Raw genomic sequence first — 24,073 nt, 5'->3', positions numbered from 1 at the left:
GTCCAAAGGAGGATCAGAATGATGGCGCGCAAGGACTGTTCCGTTTCGACTTTTGCTTACATCGACCGGCCGCTTATCGAGGCGGTTCACCTGCTGGCTGCGGCCGGCTGGAAGCAGCTTGAAATCATGTGCGAGGGCCGCCACGGCGAGCTGCTCGCCTGGCCCGAGGAGAGGCTCGCGGAGCTGGAGCGCACAGGCAGGGACCTGGGGATTTGCTGGAGCATTCATTCGCCGATCACCGGCTGCAATCCGGCTGCGGATGATTGGGAGGAAGCCGAGCGTTCCGAGCGTATGCTGCTGGATACGCTTCGCGTGGCCGAGCGGCTCGATTGCCGCTGCGTCGTCCTGCATACGGGAAGCGGAGCTGGAGGCTGGAAGGAATACGAAGATGGGGCGGCATCGGTCTCCGAACATGATAAACAGAAGGAGGAAGCGGCCAAGCATCGCATCATAGAATTTCTCGTCGGAGTTTTGGAGCGGACGGCGGATTCGGACATCGTCATCGCGCTTGAGAACGTTCCGCCTTATCCGGGGCTGTATGGCGTCGAGGTTGCTTTTCTGCGGGAGATCGTGGATAAGCTCGATTCCCCCCGGGTGGGTATCGTTTTTGATGCCGGCCATGCCCATATGACGGGCGGCGGGCGCTGCCTGCTGATGCTGCAGCAGGCGACGCCGCGGCTGGTGGCGCTGCATTTGAGCGACAACGCCGGGCAGGCGGACGAGCATCTGGCTCTGGGCGCGGGCACTGTACCGCTGGAGGCGATGGTCGCCTGGCTGGCTGCCTGCGAGTACCGGGGATCATGGGTGCTGGAAATGCGCAGTCCGGAGGCTGTGCAGCCCTCGGCAGACCGGCTGCACAGCCTGCGGCGGCAGTTTGCGGGCCGGTTAAAATAGCCGGGAGAATCGCTTAAGTGCATCGTACTTTATTCACCTTATAGGGAAATGGAAGAAAAAAAGATTGTGAAGCGTTCCGTTATCCCGACTCAAACCCTACGACCACAAGCAGGCTCAGATGTTTCTGGATCTCGAAATGTGCATCCCTTCCCATCATATTGCTCGAGTCATTGATGAGATGATCGAAGCGATATATATTTACAATCAAGGAATCTATTTCTTATAATTGGTATTGATATATACCAATTTATGGAGGTGATTCAATAAATGTTTTTAAGTTATTTTTTTCACTAAGTCTAGTTATTTGCTTGCTAGGGTACGGTGTAGTAGAGACTTCTGCCAAAAGTGATCAAGATTTTAATTCCGCTGCAGAGAAAATTGCTCAGAACGTAGCCAACTATACAGAATATGGAGAAATTGAACTTGAAAAAAGTGACTTAAATAAAATACTTGAAAGTGCTAAATTTAGTTATACAGATCGGGGTGCATGAATTATTAAATTTTTAATTAGTCTGACTAAAATAATTACTGGATTAGTCATACTGTATATTCCTAATTATGTTGCCGATTTTCTTAGGGATTCACCCTATCAAGGGAATTATTATATTGCTTATTTTATTGTGAAAAGCGTTTTCCTACTTATTGGAGTGTGCCTGATCTCGTATGGGATATGTTATTTCCTCAAGAAAATCGATGAGAGCAGGGGAGCTTAAGCTGCAAAAGGAAACAAAATATAGTTAAACAGGCGTTTTTGCGGCTTGCTTGGCCGGAGAAACGTCTTTTTATTTAGAAAACCATATCATTCCTTGATACTTTTTGGTATTGTCACCGTATATATAATTATATATGGGAAAGGTGGTGCAACAGAGGGGATGGAGGTATGGGCGATTTGGCTGATCATTGCCGGAATTATATTCGTGCTGGAAATGATGACGCAAACCTTTTACATGTTATGGTTCTCGGTCGGTGCGCTGGTAGCCGCCCTCGTCGCTTGGGTCGCCCCCGAGGCTTATTTCCTGCAAGTTCTGGCAGGATGCTTGGTTGCTATCGTGTTGACGATATTTACAAAGCCAATTTCAAGGAAATTTCGGACGGCCAAAGGATTTAAGGATATCGGCACAGAACTTATAGGGCAGCAGGGAGTTGTAGTTGAACCGATTGAGCCAGGGCAGTTCGGCATTGTCAAGGTCGGCGGAGATACCTGGAGTGCCAGGTCAACCGCTTCTTTGGCCAGGAACGACAAGGTTCGGGTAGTGAAGCGAAGCAGTACAATAATCGATGTTGAACGATGGGAGGAATTTATTTAATGTTTTGGATTTTTACGGTAGTAGTTATTTTGGTGGTTGTTGTATTCATATCGTTAACGATTAAGATTGTACCTCAACAAAGAGTGGGTGTCGTTGAACGGTTGGGTAAATTCCACCGGCTCCTGACACCGGGCTTGAACATTCTGATCCCGGTCATTGATCAGGTGCGTCATACTCATGATTTGCGGATTCAACAGGCCAACGTGCCGCCGCAAACCGTAATTACCAAAGATAACGTTCAAGTGCAAATTGATACCATTATCTTTTATCAAGTAGTGGGTCCTGAACAGGCTACTTACGGAATCTCTGATTATGTATACGGGGTGCGCAACATCTCGACAGCAACGATGCGTCAAATCATCGGTAAGATGGAACTCGACGAAACCTTGTCCGGTCGGGAGAAAATTTCGACAGAAATCCGGATTGCGCTTGATGAAGCGACGGAGAAATGGGGCGTACGGATCGAGCGGGTAGAAGTTATCGACATCAAGCCGCCGCTGGATATCCAGGAAGCGATGGATAAGCAAATGAAGGCCGAACGGAATAAACGGGCCATCGTGCTTGAGGCCGAAGCTGCCAAGCAAGATATGATCCTGCGTGCGGAAGGTGACAAGCAAAGTAAAATCCTGAAAGCCGAAGGGGACAAGGAAGCACGGATTCGTGAAGCGGAAGGTTTCCGTCAAGCGCAAGAGCTGGAAGCCCTGGGTGAAGCGAAGGCGATTCAGGCCGTTGCGGAAGCTGAAAAATCACGGATTGAATTGCTGCGCGACGCGGCACTTAATGAGTCCGTATTGGCTTACCAATCCTTTGAAGCGCTTAAAGAAGTGGCTAAAGGACCTGCGAACAAAGTCTTTATCCCTTCTAATGCAATTGAGACGCTCGGCAGCCTTGGGGCGATTGGCGAAGTATTCAAAGCGACCAAGGACGGCAAATAAGCAGTTTTTGAAGTGTATAACAAAAGGCGATGCAGATGATCTGGCATCGCCTTTTGTGCTTACGAATGGCGGGAGGACAGTTGTTCCTTCAAGCGCTCAAGCTCCTCGTTGACTGCTGCGGATTGAGTAGCATCGCCACTCGCGCTGCCTGCCGATCCGTAATGGGTAGCGGAGCCGGCAACCTCCTGACGAGTCTCCCAATCCAGAATTTTCTCTTCCATACGCTCGAAGCCGCGTGCGGCGTCCCCGCTTTCAATGCCGTAGCTAAAGTTAGGGCGCTTGGTTTCGGATTTGACCTGAGCTTTGCGCGCCCGGGCAGCCAGTTCGTTGCGTTTTTCCTTCAAGCGGGCATATTCGGCTTTGCCTTCGGCTAGACGAACTTCAAGTTCCGCCACACGGTCATGGGCTTCCTTGGCTTCGTTGGCATAATGCTGTGCCTGTTCCTCATACCGGATTTTCTCGGCTGCGGCATGACGGGCAGTTACTTCGTCACCATTCTCCAAGGCGGTGAGTGCCCGAACTTCGCATTGTTTGGCCAGATGGGCGATATCCGCGCTTTTTCTTTCCTGAACGGTGGCAGCAATTTGCTGCTCCTTAATCATTTTCTCGGCGGTATCGATATCCTCCTCCAGGTTGCGCAAGTATTGTCCAGTCATCAATACCGGGTCTTCCATCTTGTTCAATACTTCGTGAAGTGAAGCTTTCGTCAGGTTGGCAATACGATCAAATAAGCTGCTCATTATTATCTCTCCTTTGTGATTTGTATGTTCTTATTTAGGTTATCTACATTAAAAGCTGGAAAAGGGATCGTCATAACCCAAGCCCGCGGTCGGCTCTTTGGGAACGATGAGACTGCCTATCAGGTACAAGGCCACCACAGTACCGAAGCTGAAGAAGACAGCGACGACGGCGATCAATCTCACGACGGTGGAATCCATCCCGAAGTATTGGGCCAATCCGCCGCACAAGCCGCTAATCTGTTTATCCGTAGCCGAACGATAAAGTTTTTTCATTGAATATCACTCGCTTTCTGTGTATCCGATTTTGCTTATGGTTCTATTCTAGCGGTAAGCGAGGCAGAGTATAACGGGCGTGAGAATGGGTTGTGAACTGGACTTTGGTCGGGTTCATTCCTCATCCGGGGAATGGGTGATTGCGGCGAGAAACAACGCTTTTTCACGGAAAAGTTGGCATATGAAGGAAGATCATCGTATAACAATAGAGTAGACATTATTTCGGGAAATTTCGCCGGATAACATCGGAAGGGAAGTGCGTGCTATGCGTATCGCAGTATTGCAAGGGAGCGCAAGAGACGGCGGCAACACGGAAGAGTTGACGAAGCTGGTCTTGGATGGAATTCCATTTACCAATTTTCTGCTCCGGGAGATGGAGATCAAGCCGATTCACGATCAACGTCATGAGCCGGGTGGATTTGATCGGGTAGATGATGATTATGATCATTTGATCCTTGAGGTGCTAAGTCATGATGTGCTGATCTTTGCCACGCCGGTATACTGGTATGGAGCCTCGGGACTGCTCAAAAATTTTGTGGACCGCTGGTCCCAAAGTCTTCGAGATGTGCGGTTTGACTTTAAGGAACTGATGTCGCACAAAAAGGCTTATGTCGTTGTGGTTGGTGGAGACAACCCCAGGGTCAAGGCGCTGCCGCTAATCCAGCAGCTGCAGTATACGTTTGATTTTGTCGGCATTCCTTTTGCTGGCTACGTGATTGGAAAAGGAAGCAAGCCGGGTGAAGTGCTTGAGGACGTCCGGGCGATTCGTGAGGCGGAGGCATTAAATGCGGAGCTGCGGAGAGCAGAGCCGGTAGCGGCGCATCGGTCTTGACTGGCCTGATTCTCGAACAGCTTCGTTCTGGGAAGCCGATTTTTTAGACAACCTCTTAAAGTGCGAGTTTAAAAAGTCGGGTTAGCAGGACCAAGAAGGTTGGATGAAGACAGGGACTGAGTAGCGGAGCGTAGACAGATCTACGTGAGCAACGGAAGGCCCGGCTGAATTCAAGATTCGATGTCGAATTTACTCCTCGAACAGCTTCGTTCTGGGAAGCCGATTTTTTAAATAACCTCTGAAAGAGAATAGCTTAGGGTCGCCTCAGGCTTCCTTAGGCTATTATTACTTTAGGAGATTGTAGGGTCTAATATAGCATTTACAATACAGGCGTATACTATAGGGATGCAGCTTATTTTGGAAAGTTGAATCCTTAGGAGGATGAGCGTGTTGAATCCAATTATCAATTTTGCCCATCGCGGGGCGTCGGGGTATTACCCGGAGAATACGATACTTTCTTTTGCCAAAGCTATGGAGCTTGGGGCGACCGGGATTGAAACGGATGTACAGGTTACGAAGGACGGTCACCTGGTTCTGATACATGATGAGACGCTGCAGCGGACCGGAGGGACTCAGGAATGGGTTAAGGACCTTACGCTGGCCGAGATTAAGGAGCGCGAGGTGGGAGGGTGGCTCAGCCTGGAGTTTGAAGGGGAAGAGATCCCGACGTTGGAGGACTTGCTGGAACTTGTGAAGGGGACAGACATCATCATTAATTTGGAGCTTAAGACCGGGATCGTGATGTACCCGGGGATCGAGCAGAAGGTGACCGACGCCGTGCGGCATTTTGGGTTGAGTGGACAAACGATCATCTCCAGCTTTAATCACTACTCTCTGGTGGAATGCAAAAGGCTGGCTCCAGAGATACGCACCGGTATTTTATATATGGAAGGCCTGTACGAGCCGTGGGTTTATGCCAAAGGGATCGGTGCGGATGCGCTGCACGCCTACCAATACGCTCTGATACCAGAACTGGTTGTTGCGGCAAAAGCGGCAGGCGTGGTCTATCACCCTTTTACGGTTAATGACCCCAAGGTGATGCAGGCTTTGCTGCGTGCCGGGGTGGCCGGGATCATTACCGATTATCCTGACCGCCTTGCAGAGCTGCTACAGAAGCCAAGAGGGTGAATGGATGAAGAGAACCTGGCTGCTGGGATTTGGCTTCTTCAGTATCAGCTTGACCTGGGCGCTGTACAATGCGTTTGTTCCGTTATTCCTGGACGATTATTTGAAGAGCGCTGCTATGATCGGGTTCATGATGACCATTGATAATTACTTTGCCATTGTATTGCAGCCATGGATTGGACACCGCAGCGATATGACCACCACCCGGTTTGGACGCCGAATGCCTTATCTGTTGATTGGCATGCCGCTTGGAGCGGTCTTTGCTTCGTTAATCCCTTGGCACACAGGGCTTGTTACGCTGGTTCTGTTCATGGTGCTCATGAATCTATCGATGAGCATCTTCCGGGCACCCACGGTTGCGCTGATGCCGGACATTACGCCCGAGCGGCAACGGACCAAGGCCAATGGAGTCATTAACTTTATGGGGGGGATCGGCTCGGTGCTGGCCTTTGGTATCGGTTCCCGGTTGTACGGGCTTGGCTCGCATGTGCCGTTTCTGTTCGCAGGTATAGTTATGCTCATTAGTCTGGTTGTACTCAAACTGACCATAAGAGAGCCTGTTACACGGGCCGCAAAGTCGGGGGGACAAGCGGCAGCTCCCCTGAAGTCTCCCATAAGAATCAGGGAGCAGTTGGACAAGACCACCCTGTTGATCCTTGGAGCTATTTTCTTCTGGTTTGTCTCCTATCAAGGGGTAGAGGCATTGTTTACACTTTATGGTACTAAGCGGTTGGGGATGAGCGATGGGGCAGCTTCCTTTTCCCTGACGTTCTTCTCTCTGGCCTTCCTGCTCTTCGCCTTGCCCAGCGGCTGGCTGGGGGCGAGGTTCGGGAAAAAGACGATCATCTCCATTGGGGTAACCGGATTAGGTATCACTTTTGGCACTTTGGTATTTATTGAATCGGTGCTATGGCTGCGTATGCTGCTGCTAGTGGGTGGTATATTTTGGGCGTGCATAAATATTAATTCTTATCCATGGATCGTGGCTACGGGTCGGGAAGAGAGCATCGGGACACGGACGGGAATCTATTATTTCGTCTCCTCCTTGGCAGCAATTACCTCACCACCGCTGCTGGGCTGGCTAATTGACACCTTTGGCTACTCAGCATTATTCGCCAGTGCCTCCTTGGGGATGCTGTTTGCTTTACTCTGTCTGCTGGCCGTAGATTCGGAACGCAGTGCGGTAAGTTCGACATAATTCTGCTATATTGCTGGCACAACATGTCATACCTTCATTGTTAGCTATTTAAAAATAGCCGAGGGTAAGCTACAATAGAAAAAACCTGACATGTTGAGGAGGAAATGGTGTGACAGCAACGATTAAAGTAGGAATTGTAGGGTATGGAAATTTGGGACGTGGTGTGGAACTCGCGTTGAGACAGAACCCGGATTTCGAGTTGAAGGCGATTTTTTCGCGGAGAAACCCTGACCATGTGGCGGCAGCAAGCGGCGTCGTACACATTTCCGATATTGAGAAATATAAAACTGAGATTGATGTTTTGATCTTATGTGGGGGTTCCGCCACGGATTTGCCGGAGCAGGGGCCTGAACTGGCAGCGATGTTCAACACAGTCGACAGCTTTGACACCCATGCCAACATTCCCGCATATTTTGAGCGGATGAATGAAGTGGCAACGAAAGCGGGTACAGTCAGCGTGATTTCGACAGGCTGGGACCCCGGCTTGTTCTCGTTGAACCGGCTGTTGGCTCAGTCGGTGCTGCCGGAAGGTAAGGAGTACACTTTCTGGGGCAAAGGGGTTAGCCAAGGTCACTCAGATGCCATTCGGCGGGTAGCCGGAGTCAAGAACGGGGTGCAATATACCATTCCTGTCGAATCCGCTGTCGAGCGGGTGCGTTCAGGCGAGAATCCCGAGCTGTCAACAAAAGACAAGCATTTGCGCGAATGTTATGTTGTCGCGGAAGAAGGGGCAGATTTGGCTGAAATTGAGCAAGCCATCAAGACGATGCCAAACTATTTTGCCGACTACGATACCACCGTTCATTTCATTAGTGAAGAAGAACTGAAAGCAAACCATTCCACAATGCCTCATGGCGGAAATGTGTTGAGAAGTGGACGAACCGGGGAGAACAGCACCCAAATTGTCGAGTTCAGCCTGAAGCTGGACAGCAATCCGGAATTTACGGCCAGCGTATTGGTAGCTTATGCCCGCGCGGTCTACAAGCTGTCTCAATCAGGGCAATCCGGAGCGAAAACGGTGTTCGATATCCCGTTTGGCCTGTTGTCGCCCAAGTCCCCCGAGCAACTGCGCAAGGAACTGCTGTAGAGAGAGGAAGTTCAAAAAATCGTCTTCCCAGGACGAAGCTGTTCGAGAAGTGGATTCCGCGTCGAATCTTGAATTCAGCCGGGCCTTCCGTTGCTCACGTAACCACTACGTACGCTGCGCTACTCAGTCCCTAGCTTCATTCAACCTTCTTGGTCCTGAGAACCCGATTTTTTGAACACATATTAAAAGAGGAAGTTCAAAAAATCGTCTTCCCAGAACGAAGCTGTTCGAGAAGTGGATTCCGCGTCGAATCTTGAATTCAGCCGGGCCTTCCGTTGCTCACGTACCCAATACGTACGCTGCGCTACTCAGTCCCTAGCTTCATTCAACCTTCTTGGTCCTGAGAACCCGATTTTTTGAACACATATTAAAAGAGGAAGTTCAAAAAATCGTCTTCCCAGGACGAAGCTGTTCGAGAAGTGGATTCCGCGTCGAATCTTGAATTCAGACGGGCCTTCCGTTGCTCACGTACCCATGCTTCCGAGGCCGTTTTCTGCGAAAACGTGTAGCTCCGCTTCGCAGTCTCTAGCTTCATCCAGGATCGTAGTCGAGGTTGTTGTTGTCCTCGGCTGCGATTTTTTTATTCTATAGTAACCGTTTGGAACGAAATTTCCTCCCCGGGCAAGATCACCTCCATTTTACTATTAAGCTCTTTCGAAACGTTTCCAGTTATTTGTATGAACAGTAAGTTTATTCTATATGTTTAAATTTTAATAATTATAAACAAGCATTCAAAAGTGAACAAAATCACAATATAAGCTGTTTATTATGACAAATTTGCGAACTATTGAAGCGAAGCATGATATTGTGAACAAATATCAAAATCGTGAAATTTGCCTGAATTTGCCCGAATTTGATCGGTAATCGGATTTAATTGCTAAAAAACACATGAAGTCAGCAAAAATGAATAGAAAAAATTTACATAAATTACATTCTGTATGAATTGTTATTCGTTGACCCCTTTCCTAACATATAGGGTAGCTAAATGAGCGAAGCCGCCCGAATTGCCGGGGGTTATAAGTTCATTAATGAAGAAAGGGGTATCGTTATCCTATGAAAAGGAAAGGGTTGCTTTTGGTTCTGTTTTCGGCCCTGCTTGTCTTCCTGACCGGTTGCAACTCCTTGGCCGTATTGAACCCGAAAGGTCCGGTGGCCAAGACCCAATCTGACGTCATTATTTTCTCGATCATTACGATGGCGTTGATTTTGCTGGTAGTTTATATTCTGTACATTTACATGCTGACCAAGTATCGTGCTTCCAAAGCGGCTCCCGATTATGAACCGCCGCATGTGGAAGGCAGCAAGTGGCTGGAGATTACCTGGATTGCGATTCCAGTGATCATCGTAGCTGTACTGTCAGTTGTTACTGTACGTAGTACCAATGCCGTGGAGAAAGTACCGGAGGGATACGAGGATCAGAAGCCACTCGTTATTTACGCATCCTCTTCCAACTGGAAGTGGCATTTCAGTTATCCTGAGGAAGGGATTGAAACCGTTAACTACGTAAATATCCCAACACATCGTCCGGTAGAGTTCCGACTGTACGCCTTTGGTCCAATATCGAGCTTCTGGGTGCCTCAGCTTGGCGGGCAGAAGTACGCGATGAGCGACATGGTGAACAAGCTTAATCTGGTAGCCGAGTATGAAGGCTCTTATATGGGCAAGAACTCCAACTTCTCCGGAGAAGGCTTTGCGCACATGGAATTTGAAGCGTTAGCCCTGTCACCTGCGGCTTATGAGGAATGGGTGCAGGAGGTAAAGGCTACAGCATCTGAGCTGACGGAAGAGGAATTCGACGAATTGCTGGAGACCGCTCATGTCGGACGCAAGACATATTCCTCTACGCATCTCACGTTCAGACCAGCGCCGGAAGGTGAAAATGGGGGACATAACCATGGCGGCGATCATGATGCAGAAGAGACAGATTCACTAGATATGGATATGTCCGAGATGGACCATTCCGAGATGGATATGTCCGAAAATCATGATCACGGAGCGCATAATTAACCAGGAGAAGGGAGTAGCTAACATGAAATGGGACGAATTTTTCGTCACCGGGGAACCGATGATTTACGGCGCGATGGTAAGTATCGTCGTAGCTTCGCTGGCCATTCTCATCGGGCTGACCTATTTTAAAAAATGGGGCTATCTGTGGCGCGAATGGCTGACAACTGTCGACCATAAGCGGATCGGAGTCATGTACATTATTGCCGCATTGTTGATGTTGTTCCGCGGCGGTGTTGACGGCTTGCTCATGCGGGGGCAGCTCGCCAGACCGGAGAACGGCTTGCTGGATGCACAACACTATAATGAAATTTTTACTACCCACGGGGTGGTCATGATTCTGTTCATGGCTATGCCATTTATTATCGGAATTATGAACGTCGTCATTCCGCTGCAAATCGGAGCACGGGATGTAGCCTTCCCGCGACTGAATGCCGTGAGCTTCTGGCTGTTCTTTGCCGGGGCCATGCTGTTTAACATCTCTTTCGTTATCGGGGGCTCGCCGGATGCCGGGTGGACTGCTTATTTCCCGCTCGCCAGCATTGAATTCAGCCCGACGGTAGGGAATAACTACTATGCTATTGCACTGCAAATTGCCGGGATCGGTACTTTGATGACCGGGGTTAACTTCCTGGTAACGATCCTGAAGATGCGGGCGCCAGGCATGACATTGATGAAAATGCCGATGTTCACCTGGTCTGTATTGATTACAAACGTCATTATCCTGTTTGCGTTTCCGGTTTTGACCGTCGCGCTTGCATTGATGATGTTCGACCGGATGTTCGGAACGCAATTCTTCACGATGGCTAACGGTGGGATGGATATGCTCTGGGCCAACCTGTTCTGGGTATGGGGCCATCCAGAGGTATACATTGTAATTCTGCCGGCCTTCGGGATCTATAGCGAGATTATATCGACCTTCTCCCGCAAGAACCTGTACGGCTATAGCTCCATGGTATGGAGTATGGTTGTCATCTCCATTCTGTCTTTCGTTGTATGGGCGCATCACTTCTATACAATGGGACACGGAGCCATGGTCAACGGCGTCTTCTCCATCACCACGATGGCGATTGCGGTGCCGACCGGGGTGAAGATCTTCAACTGGTTGTTTACCCTGCATAAGGGACGTATAGAATTTACGACACCGATGATGTATTCCCTGGCCTTTATTCCAATCTTTACTATCGGTGGTGTGACCGGAGTTATGCTGGCGATGGCCAGTGCGGACTATCAATATCACAATACAATGTTCCTGGTGGCTCACTTTCACTATGTGCTTATTCCAGGTACGGTGTTTGCGGTTATTGCCGGTCTTTACTATTGGTTCCCTAAAATATTCGGGTTCCGGCTTAATGATCGTCAAGGCAAATTGGCTTTCTGGACGATTGCGATCAGCTTCAACGTGACGTTCCTGCCGTTGTTCTTCCTCGGCTTGAAGGGGATGACACGCCGGATGTATACGTACTCGGAGAGTACCGGCTTTGGTCCGCTTAATCTGGTTGCCTCTATCGGCTCGGTGGGGCTCGCCATAGGTTTTATTCTCCTGGTCTACAATATTTACTGGAGCTTCCGTTATGCGGAAAGAGACAAGACTGGCGACCCGTGGAATGCGCGGACTTTGGAGTGGAGCACGCACAGCCCGGTGCCGGAGTACAACTTTGCGGTTGTGCCTAAAGTGGATAGTCTTGATCCGTTCTGGCAAGCCAAGAAGAGCGGGAAGTCATTGTACGCTGATGGCAAATTTGAAGAGATTCATATGCCGAACAATAGCGGTCAACCCGTTATTCTTGGGGCGATCTTCTTCTTCTTCGGATTCTTTATGGTATTCAGTTGGTGGGCACCGGCTATTGTTGCTGGCATAGGCATTATTATCATGCTTGCGGTGCGTTCGTTTGAACGCGATCATGGAAGACATATCCCGGTGAACGAGATTATCAAGACAGAGAAGGCCTTGGCTAATCGGGCCGGGTTGGATGCAGAATTGCGGGGTGAACAGGTATGAAGATAGATCATAGTTTACCGCTCGAATATCAGACAGAAGAGAACAGTAACCGCATCCTTGGCTTCTGGCTCTTTCTGGGTGCAGAAATTGTATTGTTCTCCACCTTGTTCGCGGTCTACTTCACGCTGTGGAACCGCACAGGAAGTGGCCCGGACGGACGGGAAATCTTCGAGATTGCCCCGGTGCTGGCCGAGACCTTCCTGCTGCTAACCAGCAGCTTTACCTGTGGCCTGGCGGTGCACAGCATGCGTCTGGGATTGAAGAAGCCCTTTATGGTCTTCTTCCTGATCACGCTGGTATTGGGCCTGGCTTTCCTTGGAGTAGAAATCTTTGAATTTGTAACCTATGTCGGTGAAGGTGCTACGATGCAGACGAGCGCATTCCTGTCCAGTTTATTCGTCCTGCTAGGTACACACGGCGCTCACGTGGCGTTGGGTCTGCTATGGGGCGGGGGATTGGCTATTCAGATCGCTCGCGAGGGCTTCAACCGCGGAACGGCGAACAAAGCCTTTATTTTCTCGCTGTACTGGCACTTCCTTGATGTTGTCTGGATCTTCATCTTCAGCTTTGTCTATTTGAAAGGACTGATGTGACTATGAAACAACTATTCCCGATCAAGCATGTAATGGGGTATGTATTCTCGCTCATCCTTTCCGTTGTAGCGCTGGCGGTAGTCTTTTGGGATATGTCCTTTGTCATGGGCATGACCATTCTGCTAGCGTGTGCGGCCATTCAGATGTCGGTTCAATTGTTTATGTTTATGCATATTGGCGAAAACGGCACGAAGGGCGCACTGTTCACCAATATCGCTTATGCCCTTTTCGTGGGCCTGGTGACGATATTCGGCACCTTGTTCACGATGATCTGGGGATATCGCTAATTTCTTGTCATGCCCGTCTTCACCTTAAAGAGGTTGTTCAAAAGGGGAGGCGGTCTTTTTTTTGCTCTTTACATACCCCATGGGGGTATATTATAATGGACCTATCGAAGGTCACCAAGCTGCTTTTTGGAAAGGAGAGAACCTATGACGGCAGAGACAGAGAAGAAACACGGAGCTGTTCAGGGGCACGCTTTGTTGGTGAATGAATCAGACCAGAGAACCGGCCAGGCTCACAATCATTGTTCATCGGGGCAAACGCAACCTGAACTGGGCAAGGATGGCAAAATCGTAAGGCGCAGTCACCACTCTGAAGAGATGAAAAGCAACCTGACCAGCAGGTTAAACCGTATAGAAGGGCAGATTCGTGGAATTAAAGGCTTGATTGAGAGAGATACTTATTGTGATGATGTGCTGAATCAGGTAGCTGCTGTGCAATCAGCACTTAATAGCGTAGGCAAGCTGCTGCTGGAGGGGCACATGAGAAGCTGCGTCGTGGAACGTATTCAAGCCGGGGAGACAGAGGTGCTTGATGAGCTTCTGGTCACCGTCAATAAATTAATGAAGTGAATGAAAGGCTTAATTTAAAAAACAGTGGTTGACAATAGGCAGCTATGTAACAGTGTGTCGCAGGGATTATGGAGAAACTTAAAGCTTTCTGAAAGAAGGCTTCCTCTTTTAGCCTGTGGTTGGTTGCCTTTGCGAGTGGATGTCAACCCTATAAGAATTTATTGAATCAGGAAAAATTTATGAGGGAGCAGCGAGCGGAAGAACCCTATGAACCCCGCAGTTCCTTATCGTTCAATTAACAAGCGCTGATTTCGGCTTTGAGCCGATCTAAACCATCAAAATAATATTAATCAGGAGGTTAATCAAATGCAAAATATTACTTTAAACGTGGAAGGTATGTCCTGCAATCATTGTGTGAAGTCTGTAGAAGGTGCTATTTCTGGTCTCGGAGCTGCCGGCAAGGTGGACCTGGCCGCCAAGAAAGTAGATATTTCCTTTGATGAAGCTAAAGTCACGGTTGATCAAATTAAAGCAGCGATTGAGGATCAAGGCTACGACGTGGTCTAAGTTATTCAAGAGTGCGAGTTAAAAAGCTGTTTTTTTGGCTCCATCTAAAAATCAATGGTTGAACAGGCATCTCTGGAGCGGAGGGCCGTAGGGATTCTGATGCAACTTGAAGCTCTCGGCTTTCTGAGAAAGAACTGAATCCTTAAGCAAACGCTTGTTCACCTCAGAGTGGATTTCAACCTCTATGAATTATTGAGGTAGGAAATCCATGAGACGGCAGCGATCGGAAGAACCTTACGAACCCCAGCGCCTTATCGTTCATGTGACAACCGCTGATTTTGGTTTAGAGCCCTTTTAGTGTAGTGAACAAGTTGCCGAGAGCTGTTATGGAGCTGGAGCGGTGAGTGTAAGCCCAGACAGGCGTCAGCTCTGTATGTTGACCACACCTCGTAAATGAATGCTTGCACCAAACGCTTGTCCTGCTGCCGGAGCATGATACCGTGCCCGGATGCAGAGAAATTGATGTTGCTTGGATCAAAGCAACATCCCATTTTTATTGTCTGTTTGATACCCCTGGGGGGTATTGGATGGGCCCGATGATATTGGAGGAATCATTATGGAAAAAGCGCTTGATAGAGAAAGCGATTCAAATGGACAAACGGTGCTGCAAATTACCGGTATGACCTGTGCCGCTTGTGCGAACCGGATCGAGAAGGGGCTAAACCGCCTTTCCGGGGTAGATCAGGCAAATGTGAATCTCGCGTTAGAAACGGCTCAGGTTCGATTTGAACCGGCTGAGGTGACACTGGAGCAAATCGTAGCCAAGGTCAGTCAATTGGGCTACGGAGCTATTGTGAAGCCTACGGAGCAGGAATCCGAGGACATTCGGTCGCGAGAAATACACAAACAGCGTAATAAACTGATTGTATCCGCACTGCTGTCGTTTCCGCTGCTATGGGCTATGGCCGGACATTTCTCCTTTACCACGTGGATTTGGACACCGGATTTGTTCATGAATCCCTGGTTCCAATTTGTGCTGGCAACGCCGGTTCAATTTGTGATTGGCTGGGGGTTTTATGTCGGAGCGTATAAAGCGCTTCGCAATCGCAGCGCCAACATGGATGTGCTGGTGGCGCTTGGGACATCGGCTGCTTATTTTTATAGTCTCTATCTGAGCTTGAAAGCTTTGCCGATGTCCCATGGACACACTATAGAGCTATATTATGAGACCAGTTCCATCCTGATTACGCTGATCTTGATGGGCAAATGGTTCGAGGCGCTGGCGAAGGGCCGTTCTTCCCAGGCGATCAAGACGCTCATGGGTCTGCAAGCCAAGACGGCTCTGGTCATCAGGGATGGCGAAGAAGTGCTGGTACCGATTGAAACGGTAGTGCCGGGGGATATTCTGATCGTGAAGCCGGGCGAGAAAATTCCGGTGGACGGCTTCGTCATCGGCGGGGCTTCGGCAGTGGATGAATCCATGCTGACGGGGGAGAGCATTCCCGCGGAGAAAAAAGAAGGCGACCCCGTGATCGGGGCCACAGTCAACAAACACGGTATGCTGCGAATTGAAGCTGCCAAGGTAGGGAGTGAAACGGCGCTGGCCCAAATCATCCGGGTTGTGGAGGAGGCTCAAGGCTCCAAAGCTCCCATCCAGCGGGTAGCGGATGTGATCTCGGGCATCTTCGTGCCGATCGTGGTCGGGATTGCGCTGGTGACGTTCCTGGCCTGGCTCTTCCTCGTGGAGCCTGGCAGCTTTGCCGGAGCGCTGGAGAAAGCGATCGCGGTGCTGGTCATTGCTTGTCCGTGCGCGTTGGGCCTGGCTACGCCAACGTCGATTATGGCCGGTTCCGGCCGTGCGGCGGAATACGGCATCTTGTTCAAGGGCGGCGAGCATCTTGAGGCCGCCCAAGGCATTCAGGCGATCGTGCTGGATAAGACCGGCACGATCACTCGGGGGCAGCCGGAGCTGCGCGAGGTTGTCCCTGCCGCAGGCTGGGACGAGACGGAGGTGCTCCGGCTCGTCGGCGCCGCGGAGCGCGGCTCGGAGCATCCGCTGGCGGATGCGATCGTAGCCGGGGCGCGAGCGCGCGCCTTGGCTTTGCCCGAGGCCTCCGCCTTTGAGGCGGTGCCGGGGCATGGCATTGCGACGGTCATAGAGGACCGCCGGGTGCTCGCCGGCACGCGCCGCCTGATGGCGCGTGAGGGCGTAGACGTCACCGCTGCGCTGACGGAGATGGCGGCGCTGGAAGCCGCCGGCAATACCGTGCTGCTGGTAGCGGTGGACGGCGTCTACGCCGGGATGGTCGCCGTGCGGGATAACGTGAAGGACACCTCCCAGGCCGCGGTAGCGCGGCTGAAGGAGCTTGGACTTCACGTGGTGATGATCACCGGCGACAACGAGCGCACGGCCAAGGCCATCGCCGCCGAGGTCGGGATCGACGAGGTCCTGGCCGAGGTGCTGCCGGAAGGCAAGGCAGCCGAAGTGAAGAAGCTGCAAAGCCGCGGCATGAAGGTAGCGATGGTGGGCGACGGTATCAATGACGCCCCGGCGCTGGCCGTAGCTGACGTCGGCATCGCCATCGGCACGGGGACCGACGTCGCCATGGAAGCCGCCGATGTCACGCTCATGCGTGGTGACTTGCAAGGTGTACCCGATGCCATCGCCATGAGCAAGAAAACGATGGGCAACATCAAGCAGAATTTGTTCTGGGCCCTGGCCTACAACACGATCGGCATTCCGATCGCGGCTGCCGGTTTTCTGGCCCCATGGCTGGCCGGAGCGGCAATGGCCTTCAGCTCTGTGTCCGTCGTACTGAACGCACTCCGTTTACAGCGAGTGAAGCTGTAAACGGGCTGAGGGATACTATTGATATGGTGATACAGTGATACAGTGATACAGTGATACAGTGATACAGTGATACAGTGATACAGTGATCGTGCTGGCATGTTGATATAGTGATATGTTGATATGGTTCCCATTGTAGCTGTTACTGCCGCCACGGGTACTGTACTCCACTGTGCCAATATAGCTTTACTGTTCCGTTATCCCACTCCATGCTAGGGTGGCCTGCTACATAGGCCACCCTATTTCTATATATAGCAACGTAATATGGCAACGTGTAGCAACGTAATATGGCAATGTATAGCAACGGATCTGCCGCATCAACTTAGCTGGAAATCCTCATGTTAATTCGACGATAACAGCTCTGTAGAGAGCTTTATATGGAATTTCTCCCTATAAAATCAGCAAATTACCCATATTTACTGTGATTAGGGAGGATTAGCTGGAGGATTTCCATATAATAGTGCCAAAAGTGGGTAAACTGAGCATTTTAGCTGGAGGATTTCCCTATAATATGGTCAAACTGGCTAACCGCACTAACCGCACTAACCGCACTAACCGCACTAACCGCACTAACCGCACTAACCGCACTAACCGCACTAACCGCACTAACCGCACTAACCCCACTTACCCCGACTAGTCCATCTCACCAATCTTACTTATGCTACTAAATATCACCAATAAACTTATTACCTATATTACTTATCTCACTATCTCACTCATCTCACTATCTCCTATCTCATCAATCTCTCCCAACTAATTAATCTAACCCATTTTATCCATCCCACCTATCTCATACACCCTACACATTTCACCAATTTCACCGATCTCGCCGATCTTTAAGTAGCCTAGCTTGCCGCAAAAATGGGCGTGCTTACTACGACATTACCGTGGGGAACAGCGGTGAGAGTATATTAGCTAAAACCTGCCTTAATTAAACAAGCCTTGCGGTAAAACGGAAGCTTTATCCGTTCAATCCGCAGGGCTTGTGGAGTTGAGGCTATTAAGTGGAGAACATACCCAGCGAAATGCCGATCACCTGGTTTTGAGCGCTCGTCACAGCAAATCGCTAGGAACGGAATACGATTAAATCCACAGGCAGCACCCTTAACCTATGTGCTTCCGCCAGTTCAATCGTTCCTTCTGTGAGTGTGAATAGGCTCGCCGACGGCGCTTTGCTCCTCCAGTGCTTGGAGGACGAGCTTCGTCAGCTCTACCACGTCCTGCAAGGAGTTGACATCGGCCTCCTTGACCTTATTTGCACAGCTAAGGGTGGCGATGCCGTTCTTCACACGAAGCCGTAGATGAACCCCGGGATGCCGTTCCAGCCACTCGCTTAACCCGTCGTGTTTTAGCGCTGAGCGCAGGAGAGAAGGGTGCGATGCCTTGGCTGCGTAGTTTTTGCTCATCGCGGAATTTGGCATCGCGGTTACTCTAAGATGCCTGATGAACATCAGCAGCATCGGATTTTTGGCAGGAGCAACCGCGAATTCCAGCTTGCGACGTGGGCGATAGCTGTATTTAATAGTAATGCCAAACATATTGCCCGTTTCATTGGTGGGATCAGTAATGGTAAGCTCGCCTGTGCCGTAGTGCTGTCCGAGCCTGATACGCACATGATGACCCTTGTATTTCCAGCCATGGAGTTTGGCGGGGACGAAGGTGCCGTCATTATAGCTTTCCTCATATTCCTTGAGAAGGGCTGTTGCTTTTGATTGCCACCATGATTGATTCAACTGGTTAGTCCTGGTCATGTTTTTCCTCCTCCTTGTCAGTTCTTTTTGACGAAGGGAGTCGGCCCTCCCGGCGCAACGCTTCCCGGAGTAGGTACTCCATATGACCGTTCACGCTTCGGAATTCGTCCGCTGCCCAGCGTTCCAAAGCCTGATAAAGCATCGGGTCAAGACGAAGAGGGAAGCTTTTTTTGCTGGCCATTGGTTATTAATTGCCTTTCTTAGTATAAGCTGCTCGTGTTGATAACCGGCTGGGCGGAACGGTCAGATACAACGGCAACGAGCAGGTTGTTGATCATCGCGGCCTTGCGTTCATCATCTAGCTCAATCACTTGACCGGCCTGCAGTCGTTCAACGGCCATTTGTACCATCGTTACGGCCCCGTCAACAATCTTCTCGCGGGCTGCGATAATGGCCTCGGCCTGCTGCCGCTGCAGCATAGCGCTGGCAATTTCCGTGGAATAAGCCAAATGAGTCAGACGCGATTCAATGACCTTGACCCCTGCAATAGTAAGCCGCTTTTGTAGCTCGCTGGTTAACTCCAGAGCAATCTCCTCTGTATTGGCACGAAGCGAGAAGCTGACGTCATCCGGCTGATCGTACGGATATTTGCTGGCAACATGGCGCAAGGCCGTTTCACTCTGAATTTCTACAAACGTCTCGTACTCATCGACTTCAAACAAGGCCTTGGCCGAGTCAACTACCGAGAACACGACGACGGTGGAAATTTCTATTGGATTTCCGTTTACATCATTAACCTTGAGCTTGGCACTGTTAAAATTACGAACACGCAGCGAAACCTTTTTGCGGTTGGAGAAGGGAATCGCCAGATAAAATCCGCTCTTGCGAATTACGCCCAGATAACGACCGAAGAATGTCACGACCGCTGACTGGTTAGGCTGGACAATGGTTAGTCCCGTGAGCAATACGAGCGCGATAAGACAAGCCACAATTCCAACAATGAGCGGCAGAACGGCATTTAAGGTGCAGAGGTAAACCCCAACTCCTGTAAAGATGAAAATCAAAAGCAAGGCGACAAATCCGTTCAGATAGGGCACTTCTTTTTCCTTAAACATGAACAGCACTCCTCTATATATTATTTTGATATTTATATGATATCACTTTTTCAATTATTTGTAAATTATCTTTTTTCTACATGTTCTTTATATTTTCTCAAAAAGTATGGCGAATAAATAGTAGGCCCTTACCTGACAACAATAAAAACCGTTTTTGAAGGCGGCCGCTTTCGCTGTTTCAGCTCCATACCGATTCTCTGGCAATTTAGTCAGCGCATTTCTAGGCACCACAAATCTAGGCGCCACAAAAAGGTTAGCCAAACTCGGAGCCTTGTCCCTTCAAGCAGGTGGATGTAATCAACAAACCGTCTGCTTAAGAACGCAGTTCATTTTGGCTAACCTCATGCAACCTTTTTTCTATTTTACAGATGCTTTTTATAGCCTTGTCCGGCATATTGACCTGGCTTAACTTTCCCAGTTAATGTCGGAGCCAGATAGCTTCCAGACCCCATCCACGAATTCCAACGATACCTTGACACCAAGAGACCCTGTGTCTGAGCGATATTTGGCTCCTTCGATCAAGGCGCTGGCCACGCCGATGTCCACCTTGTCCACGCGCAAGAACACGCCGCTTAGCAGCAAGGGGGCGTTTTTGTTGCTTTCCTCCAGCTTCAACTGCTCCAGTGTGCGATCGCGGATGACGGTGTCGAAGGTCTGCAGATACTCCATAATGTAGCTTTTGTCCTCAGCGGTAAGCTGCGTCATTTTACTTAAGTCGATGGCAATATATTTCATGTCGTTGTTTAGGGTTTTCTCTATCTTCATCATCGCTTCAAAAGCAATGGCATAGAGTTGTCCGGCGGTACCATCCATTTCGCCGCTATGATCCTGTTTGGGGTCATCATCATGTTTGGGTGTATCATCCAGCGCGGGCTGTGGCTCCATATCCTCGGTTGTCTGATTGCTATTCCAGACAGGCGCTTGTTCCGCGTTATTTTTGCCGATGGTTGGAGGTGTGGGCGGACTGATGGTGTCGCTATCGCTTGACGAGCAAGCCACGGATAACATCAGAGCTGCTATGATGGTCAGATAGGCTGTACCTTTAAGCATGGCAATTCCCCTTCCTTACGTAATATAAACGTGGTGGGGGCATATATAGTTACCGCTTTCAAAAAAAGAAGATACAGGATCATATCCCGTAAAAGCTTCGTGCGTTATGGCACAGGGCGCCAGCAGCTTCCTCGGGAGACAAGCCCTGAATATGGGCCCAGGCAGCAGCAACTTCCGCTGTCATTGCGGGATGGGTGATTCGACCCGCGAAGGGACCTTCAAACGGCCAGGGGCCATCGGTTTCGGTCATTACCCGGTCAGTAGGATAACGGCGTGCTAAATCTTGAATTTCCGACTCGTATAAGAGATCAGGGGTAAACGAAACATAGTATCCTCGTTCTGCCATTCTCCGGGTTGTAGAGGAAGCCCCTTTAAACCAGTGGAAATGAGCACGAGAAAGACCATGCTGCTCCAAAAGATCGCAGACCAGGTCGGCATCCTCATAAACGGCGTGTAAGGCTACCGGTTTATCCAATTCTCGTGCCAGCGCAAACAGCTTGTCCAACAGAGCGAGATAAGGCTCAAGTTCAAAGGAAGCCCCTTGTTCCTCTGCTTCTTTACGAGCATAATAAGGAAGCCCGATTTCACCCACAGCAACCATACTGTCGGCATGCCCCCGAATCCAGCCCAGGAGTTTGTTCATTTCCTCATCTGTCGGCAGCGGCTGCTCAGGATGGAAGCCAAAGGCCGGAAATATCAGGCTGGGATAACGCTCAGCCAAAGCAAGATTCACCTTAGAGGAAGCCAGATGCATTGAGACGGCAATAACGGCTTGTACTCTGCAAGCTGGCAATTCCTGTATCAGCCGTTCACGGGTTACCTCATCATAGTGGTCCAGATGTATATGGGCATCAATCAACGGAAATGAGGCCTCGCATGCTAATTTGTGTGCGTAGGACATATCGCAAACTCCCCTTTCATAACAGGTCTTAATAAACTTTAGACCTGTCTTCATTATACCTGTTTTATGGAAAAAGGTTCCACGATATGTTGGCAATCATCTCGAATTACGTAGTTAGACGAGTAGGTTGACATGGATGTTTATATGTCCAAAAAAAGATGTCGCATAATATCAATTATGCGACAAAATAAGGAAGATTATGGTGTGAATTTGGCAAGGTTTGTAATCTACTCTTGTTATATTATAGGACAAAAGGGCGATTAATGCATTAATATTAGAGAAAATGTAGATAAAAAGGACTATTATTTTTTCACTAATCTACATAAATTCCGATAAAGAGTCCTGAACGAAGTCAGGAGCTGCCTTCTTCATTTGCTCTACCGTGTGCAAATATCGCTGTGTTGTATTAATATGCGAATGCCCCAAAGTTTCCTGTACTTGCTGCAATGAAGCGCCTTGAAGCAAGGCAAGAGTTGCATTTGTATGTCTCAGCCAGTGCGGTGTTGGCTCTTTTTGCAAACCGCTAGCTTTCCCAGCCTGCTTAATAATCCGTTCGATTTGTCGAGGCGTAATGGGAAAAAGAAGCTGATCCGGATTGGCGCATTCTGATCCCGCCAGCCTGCTCATATATTCCTGATACATCTCCCAAAGCTGGGGTGGAACCTTGACTTCCCGAACTTTACCCCGCTTGGCGCGGGAGACTGTTAGCCACACGGATGTATCCATTAGATCTGAATTAAAGTCTCCCCACTTGATTCCACTGAGTTCAGATACCCGCAATCCTAGCATCACCAATGACAAGCCAATTAAATAGTTGCGCAAGCTCTGCCCCCTTAATGCATCGAGTAGTCTACCTACCTCGCTTCGAGTCAAGAAATGCCTGCGGCTAGTCACCGTGATCGACGGAATCCGTATACTTTGTGTAGGGTTGTGCTTAAAAATGCCAATTCCCTGGTCACTTCCCCATTTGTAGAACGATTTAAGCGGGGCGATGAAGGCGGCAACGCTAGCCGGAGCCAGTGGCTTTTGAGAATCACGGTAGAAGCCCTGCATCAGATAGATTTTAAAAGCCTCAATTTCTCGCCAGGTTACATCGTTAAAAGATTTACCAGATAAAAAAAGCTTAAATTGCATCAAGGCTCTGTAATAAGTTTTACGTGTATTAGGTGATTTGGCGCATGCCGCAAGAAACATTTGAATAATTTGTTCATCACGGTAATCCTGCATGGGCAGGTGAAATGGATATTGCTGGGTTACAGCCGACAAATCGTTGTGAGCCATGTATAGAGTCCTCCTGTTGACTAGATTTTGTCGCATAATTGATATTGTACGACATCGTTCGCTTTTTCTGGTATTTTCTCTGAAAAATATCGGGTAAATGTCAGAGAAAAATTAATTGGAAAATAGTGAAATTTTTATTTCATCGTCAAAATGGATAGGCAAGTGAAGTCAGAAGCTTTTTTAGGGGGCAGAGTTGGTTGATTGGGTTGAATGAGTTCATTGATGGACTATATATGGGCAAGGGCCACGATGCGGTAAAATGGTTCGACATGCTCGTACGGAAGCATCCGGAGACCTATCATCACAGTATCCGGGTAGCGATTCTCGCTGAGAAAATAGCTGAGCCCTTGGGGATCGCCGGAACGGAGAAGGAGCTTCTGATCCGGGGTTGCTTCATGCACGATATCGGCAAGACCATGGTGCCGCGAGACATTATCGAGCAGTGTGAGCCGTTAACCGAACGGCAATGGAAGATTGTCAAGCTGCACCCGGTGGTAGGGGCAGAGCTGGTTCAGGAGAATCCGGCCTTTGGTGAGGAAATCGTAGCTATCATCCGATCCCATCACGAGCGTTGGGATGGGGCAGGATATCCCGATGGCTTGAAGGCAGAGGAGATTCCCTTTGCGGCGCGGATTTGCGCAGTAGTAGATGCGTTTGACTCTATGACCTCGGACAGGAATTATCGGGAGCGGCGGTTGACGATAATGGAGGCCAAAGAAGAGCTGCTGCGTTGTCAAGGGAAGCAATTTGATCCCAAAGTAGTAGATGCGCTTATGAAATTGCCTGATGATATGTTGAATATTTATTCGACAAAGTAAATGTAATTATGAGCTCAAATTTATGTTCAGCATCAGGAAGAGGAGATACCGAGTCCGCCTTCTGAACCATTTCGTGAC

23 protein-coding genes are annotated in these 24,073 nt (G+C 49.5%); 15 read left to right on the top strand and 8 right to left on the bottom strand.

Translation table 11 applies throughout. From position 1 onward, the window contains the following. Positions 1–18 precede the first annotated feature (18 nt). The 3 genes from C557_RS0100965 to C557_RS0100950 all read left to right on the top strand — a co-directional run bounded on the left by C557_RS0100965 (position 19) and on the right by C557_RS0100950 (position 3,136). Positions 19–894 carry a sugar phosphate isomerase/epimerase family protein gene (locus tag C557_RS0100965; protein ID WP_018749938.1) on the top strand — a complete coding sequence of 292 codons (876 nt, stop codon included), beginning with the start codon at positions 19–21 and terminating at the stop codon, positions 892–894. Positions 895–1,766: 872 nt separating this feature from the next. Then, positions 1,767–2,201 carry an NfeD family protein gene (locus C557_RS0100955; protein ID WP_018749937.1) on the top strand — a complete coding sequence of 145 codons (435 nt, stop codon included), beginning with the start codon at positions 1,767–1,769 and terminating at the stop codon, positions 2,199–2,201. Continuing rightward, on the top strand, positions 2,201–3,136 hold the full coding sequence (locus C557_RS0100950; RefSeq protein WP_018749936.1) for an SPFH domain-containing protein: 936 nt from the start codon (positions 2,201–2,203) through the stop codon (positions 3,134–3,136). The genes C557_RS0100955 and C557_RS0100950 overlap by 1 nt, the downstream gene beginning before the upstream one ends. A gap of 59 nt (positions 3,137–3,195) precedes the next feature. On the opposite strand, the gene C557_RS0100945 is transcribed toward C557_RS0100950, so the two are convergent. Together C557_RS0100945 and C557_RS0100940 are read right to left on the bottom strand one after the other, a co-directional pair. Beyond that, positions 3,196–3,876: a PspA/IM30 family protein gene (locus tag C557_RS0100945; protein WP_018749935.1), complete on the bottom strand. Its 681-nt coding sequence runs from the start codon at positions 3,874–3,876 to the stop codon at positions 3,196–3,198. A gap of 48 nt (positions 3,877–3,924) precedes the next feature. After that, the gene (locus C557_RS0100940; protein WP_018749934.1) at positions 3,925–4,149 is read right to left on the bottom strand and encodes a PspC domain-containing protein; all 225 of its coding nucleotides are present in this window, start codon (positions 4,147–4,149) and stop codon (positions 3,925–3,927) included. 265 nt (positions 4,150–4,414) lie between these two features. On the opposite strand from C557_RS0100940, the gene C557_RS0100935 reads away from it, so the two are divergent. The 11 genes from C557_RS0100935 (at position 4,415) to C557_RS0100885 (ending at position 17,142) form a co-directional block, all read left to right on the top strand. Continuing rightward, on the top strand, positions 4,415–4,981 hold the full coding sequence (locus C557_RS0100935; RefSeq protein WP_018749933.1) for a flavodoxin family protein: 567 nt from the start codon (positions 4,415–4,417) through the stop codon (positions 4,979–4,981). A 390-nt stretch (positions 4,982–5,371) separates the two neighbouring features. After that, a complete protein-coding gene (locus tag C557_RS0100930) occupies positions 5,372–6,109 on the top strand; it encodes a glycerophosphodiester phosphodiesterase (RefSeq protein WP_018749932.1) in 738 nt (245 codons plus the stop codon). A 4-nt stretch (positions 6,110–6,113) separates the two neighbouring features. After that, positions 6,114–7,304 carry an SLC45 family MFS transporter gene (locus tag C557_RS0100925; protein ID WP_018749931.1) on the top strand — a complete coding sequence of 397 codons (1,191 nt, stop codon included), beginning with the start codon at positions 6,114–6,116 and terminating at the stop codon, positions 7,302–7,304. Positions 7,305–7,413: 109 nt separating this feature from the next. Continuing rightward, positions 7,414–8,391: a diaminopimelate dehydrogenase gene (locus C557_RS0100920; protein WP_018749930.1), complete on the top strand. Its 978-nt coding sequence runs from the start codon at positions 7,414–7,416 to the stop codon at positions 8,389–8,391. A 1,053-nt stretch (positions 8,392–9,444) separates the two neighbouring features. Then, a complete protein-coding gene (gene qoxA, locus C557_RS0100915) occupies positions 9,445–10,398 on the top strand; it encodes a cytochrome aa3 quinol oxidase subunit II (protein WP_018749929.1) in 954 nt (317 codons plus the stop codon). A gap of 22 nt (positions 10,399–10,420) precedes the next feature. Further along, a complete protein-coding gene (gene qoxB / locus C557_RS0100910; protein WP_018749928.1) occupies positions 10,421–12,397 on the top strand; it encodes a cytochrome aa3 quinol oxidase subunit I in 1,977 nt (658 codons plus the stop codon). Beyond that, positions 12,394–12,990, top strand: coding sequence for a cytochrome aa3 quinol oxidase subunit III (gene qoxC, locus C557_RS0100905; RefSeq protein ID WP_018749927.1), 597 nt, complete (start codon positions 12,394–12,396; stop codon positions 12,988–12,990). The genes qoxB and qoxC overlap by 4 nt, the downstream gene beginning before the upstream one ends. A 2-nt stretch (positions 12,991–12,992) precedes the next feature. Then, positions 12,993–13,277, top strand: a complete 285-nt coding sequence (gene qoxD, locus C557_RS0100900) for a cytochrome aa3 quinol oxidase subunit IV (RefSeq protein ID WP_026263221.1) — start codon at positions 12,993–12,995, stop codon at positions 13,275–13,277. A 144-nt stretch (positions 13,278–13,421) separates the two neighbouring features. Then, entirely contained in the window at positions 13,422–13,844 is a 423-nt protein-coding gene (locus C557_RS25320; RefSeq protein ID WP_018749925.1) for a metal-sensitive transcriptional regulator, read from the top strand. A 306-nt stretch (positions 13,845–14,150) separates the two neighbouring features. Further along, positions 14,151–14,351, top strand: coding sequence for a copper ion binding protein (locus C557_RS0100890; RefSeq protein WP_018749924.1), 201 nt, complete (start codon positions 14,151–14,153; stop codon positions 14,349–14,351). 556 nt (positions 14,352–14,907) lie between these two features. Then, positions 14,908–17,142, top strand: a complete 2,235-nt coding sequence (locus C557_RS0100885) for a heavy metal translocating P-type ATPase (RefSeq protein WP_018749923.1) — start codon at positions 14,908–14,910, stop codon at positions 17,140–17,142. Between the two features lie 1,124 nt (positions 17,143–18,266). Here C557_RS0100885 and C557_RS0100880 read toward each other — a convergent pair. From C557_RS0100880 to C557_RS0100855, 6 genes are all read right to left on the bottom strand, one after another. After that, positions 18,267–18,890, bottom strand: coding sequence for a hypothetical protein (locus C557_RS0100880; protein WP_018749922.1), 624 nt, complete (start codon positions 18,888–18,890; stop codon positions 18,267–18,269). Then, a complete protein-coding gene (locus C557_RS25315; protein WP_018749921.1) occupies positions 18,877–19,071 on the bottom strand; it encodes a type II toxin-antitoxin system antitoxin in 195 nt (64 codons plus the stop codon). Before C557_RS25315 ends, C557_RS0100880 begins: the two co-directional genes overlap by 14 nt. Positions 19,072–19,090: 19 nt before the next feature. Further along, positions 19,091–19,945 (bottom strand): SPFH domain-containing protein, encoded by an 855-nt coding sequence (locus tag C557_RS0100870; RefSeq protein ID WP_018749920.1) that lies wholly within the window; start codon positions 19,943–19,945, stop codon positions 19,091–19,093. 405 nt (positions 19,946–20,350) lie between these two features. Beyond that, positions 20,351–20,995: a hypothetical protein gene (locus C557_RS0100865; protein WP_018749919.1), complete on the bottom strand. Its 645-nt coding sequence runs from the start codon at positions 20,993–20,995 to the stop codon at positions 20,351–20,353. 79 nt (positions 20,996–21,074) lie between these two features. Next, complete coding sequence (locus tag C557_RS22775) at positions 21,075–21,896, bottom strand: TatD family hydrolase (RefSeq protein WP_018749918.1); 822 nt, start codon at positions 21,894–21,896, stop codon at positions 21,075–21,077. 318 nt (positions 21,897–22,214) lie between these two features. Then, positions 22,215–23,177: a tyrosine-type recombinase/integrase gene (locus tag C557_RS0100855; RefSeq protein ID WP_018749917.1), complete on the bottom strand. Its 963-nt coding sequence runs from the start codon at positions 23,175–23,177 to the stop codon at positions 22,215–22,217. A gap of 197 nt (positions 23,178–23,374) precedes the next feature. Here C557_RS0100855 and C557_RS0100850 point away from each other — a divergent pair, with 197 nt between their 5' ends. Further along, positions 23,375–23,995, top strand: coding sequence for an HD-GYP domain-containing protein (locus C557_RS0100850; protein WP_018749916.1), 621 nt, complete (start codon positions 23,375–23,377; stop codon positions 23,993–23,995). Positions 23,996–24,073 lie beyond the last annotated feature (78 nt).

It is taken from the genome of Paenibacillus sanguinis 2301083 = DSM 16941, assembly GCF_000374825.1.
Lineage (GTDB): Bacteria > Bacillota > Bacilli > Paenibacillales > Paenibacillaceae > Fontibacillus > Fontibacillus sanguinis.
This window is presented reverse-complemented; position numbering and strand designations above follow the sequence as displayed.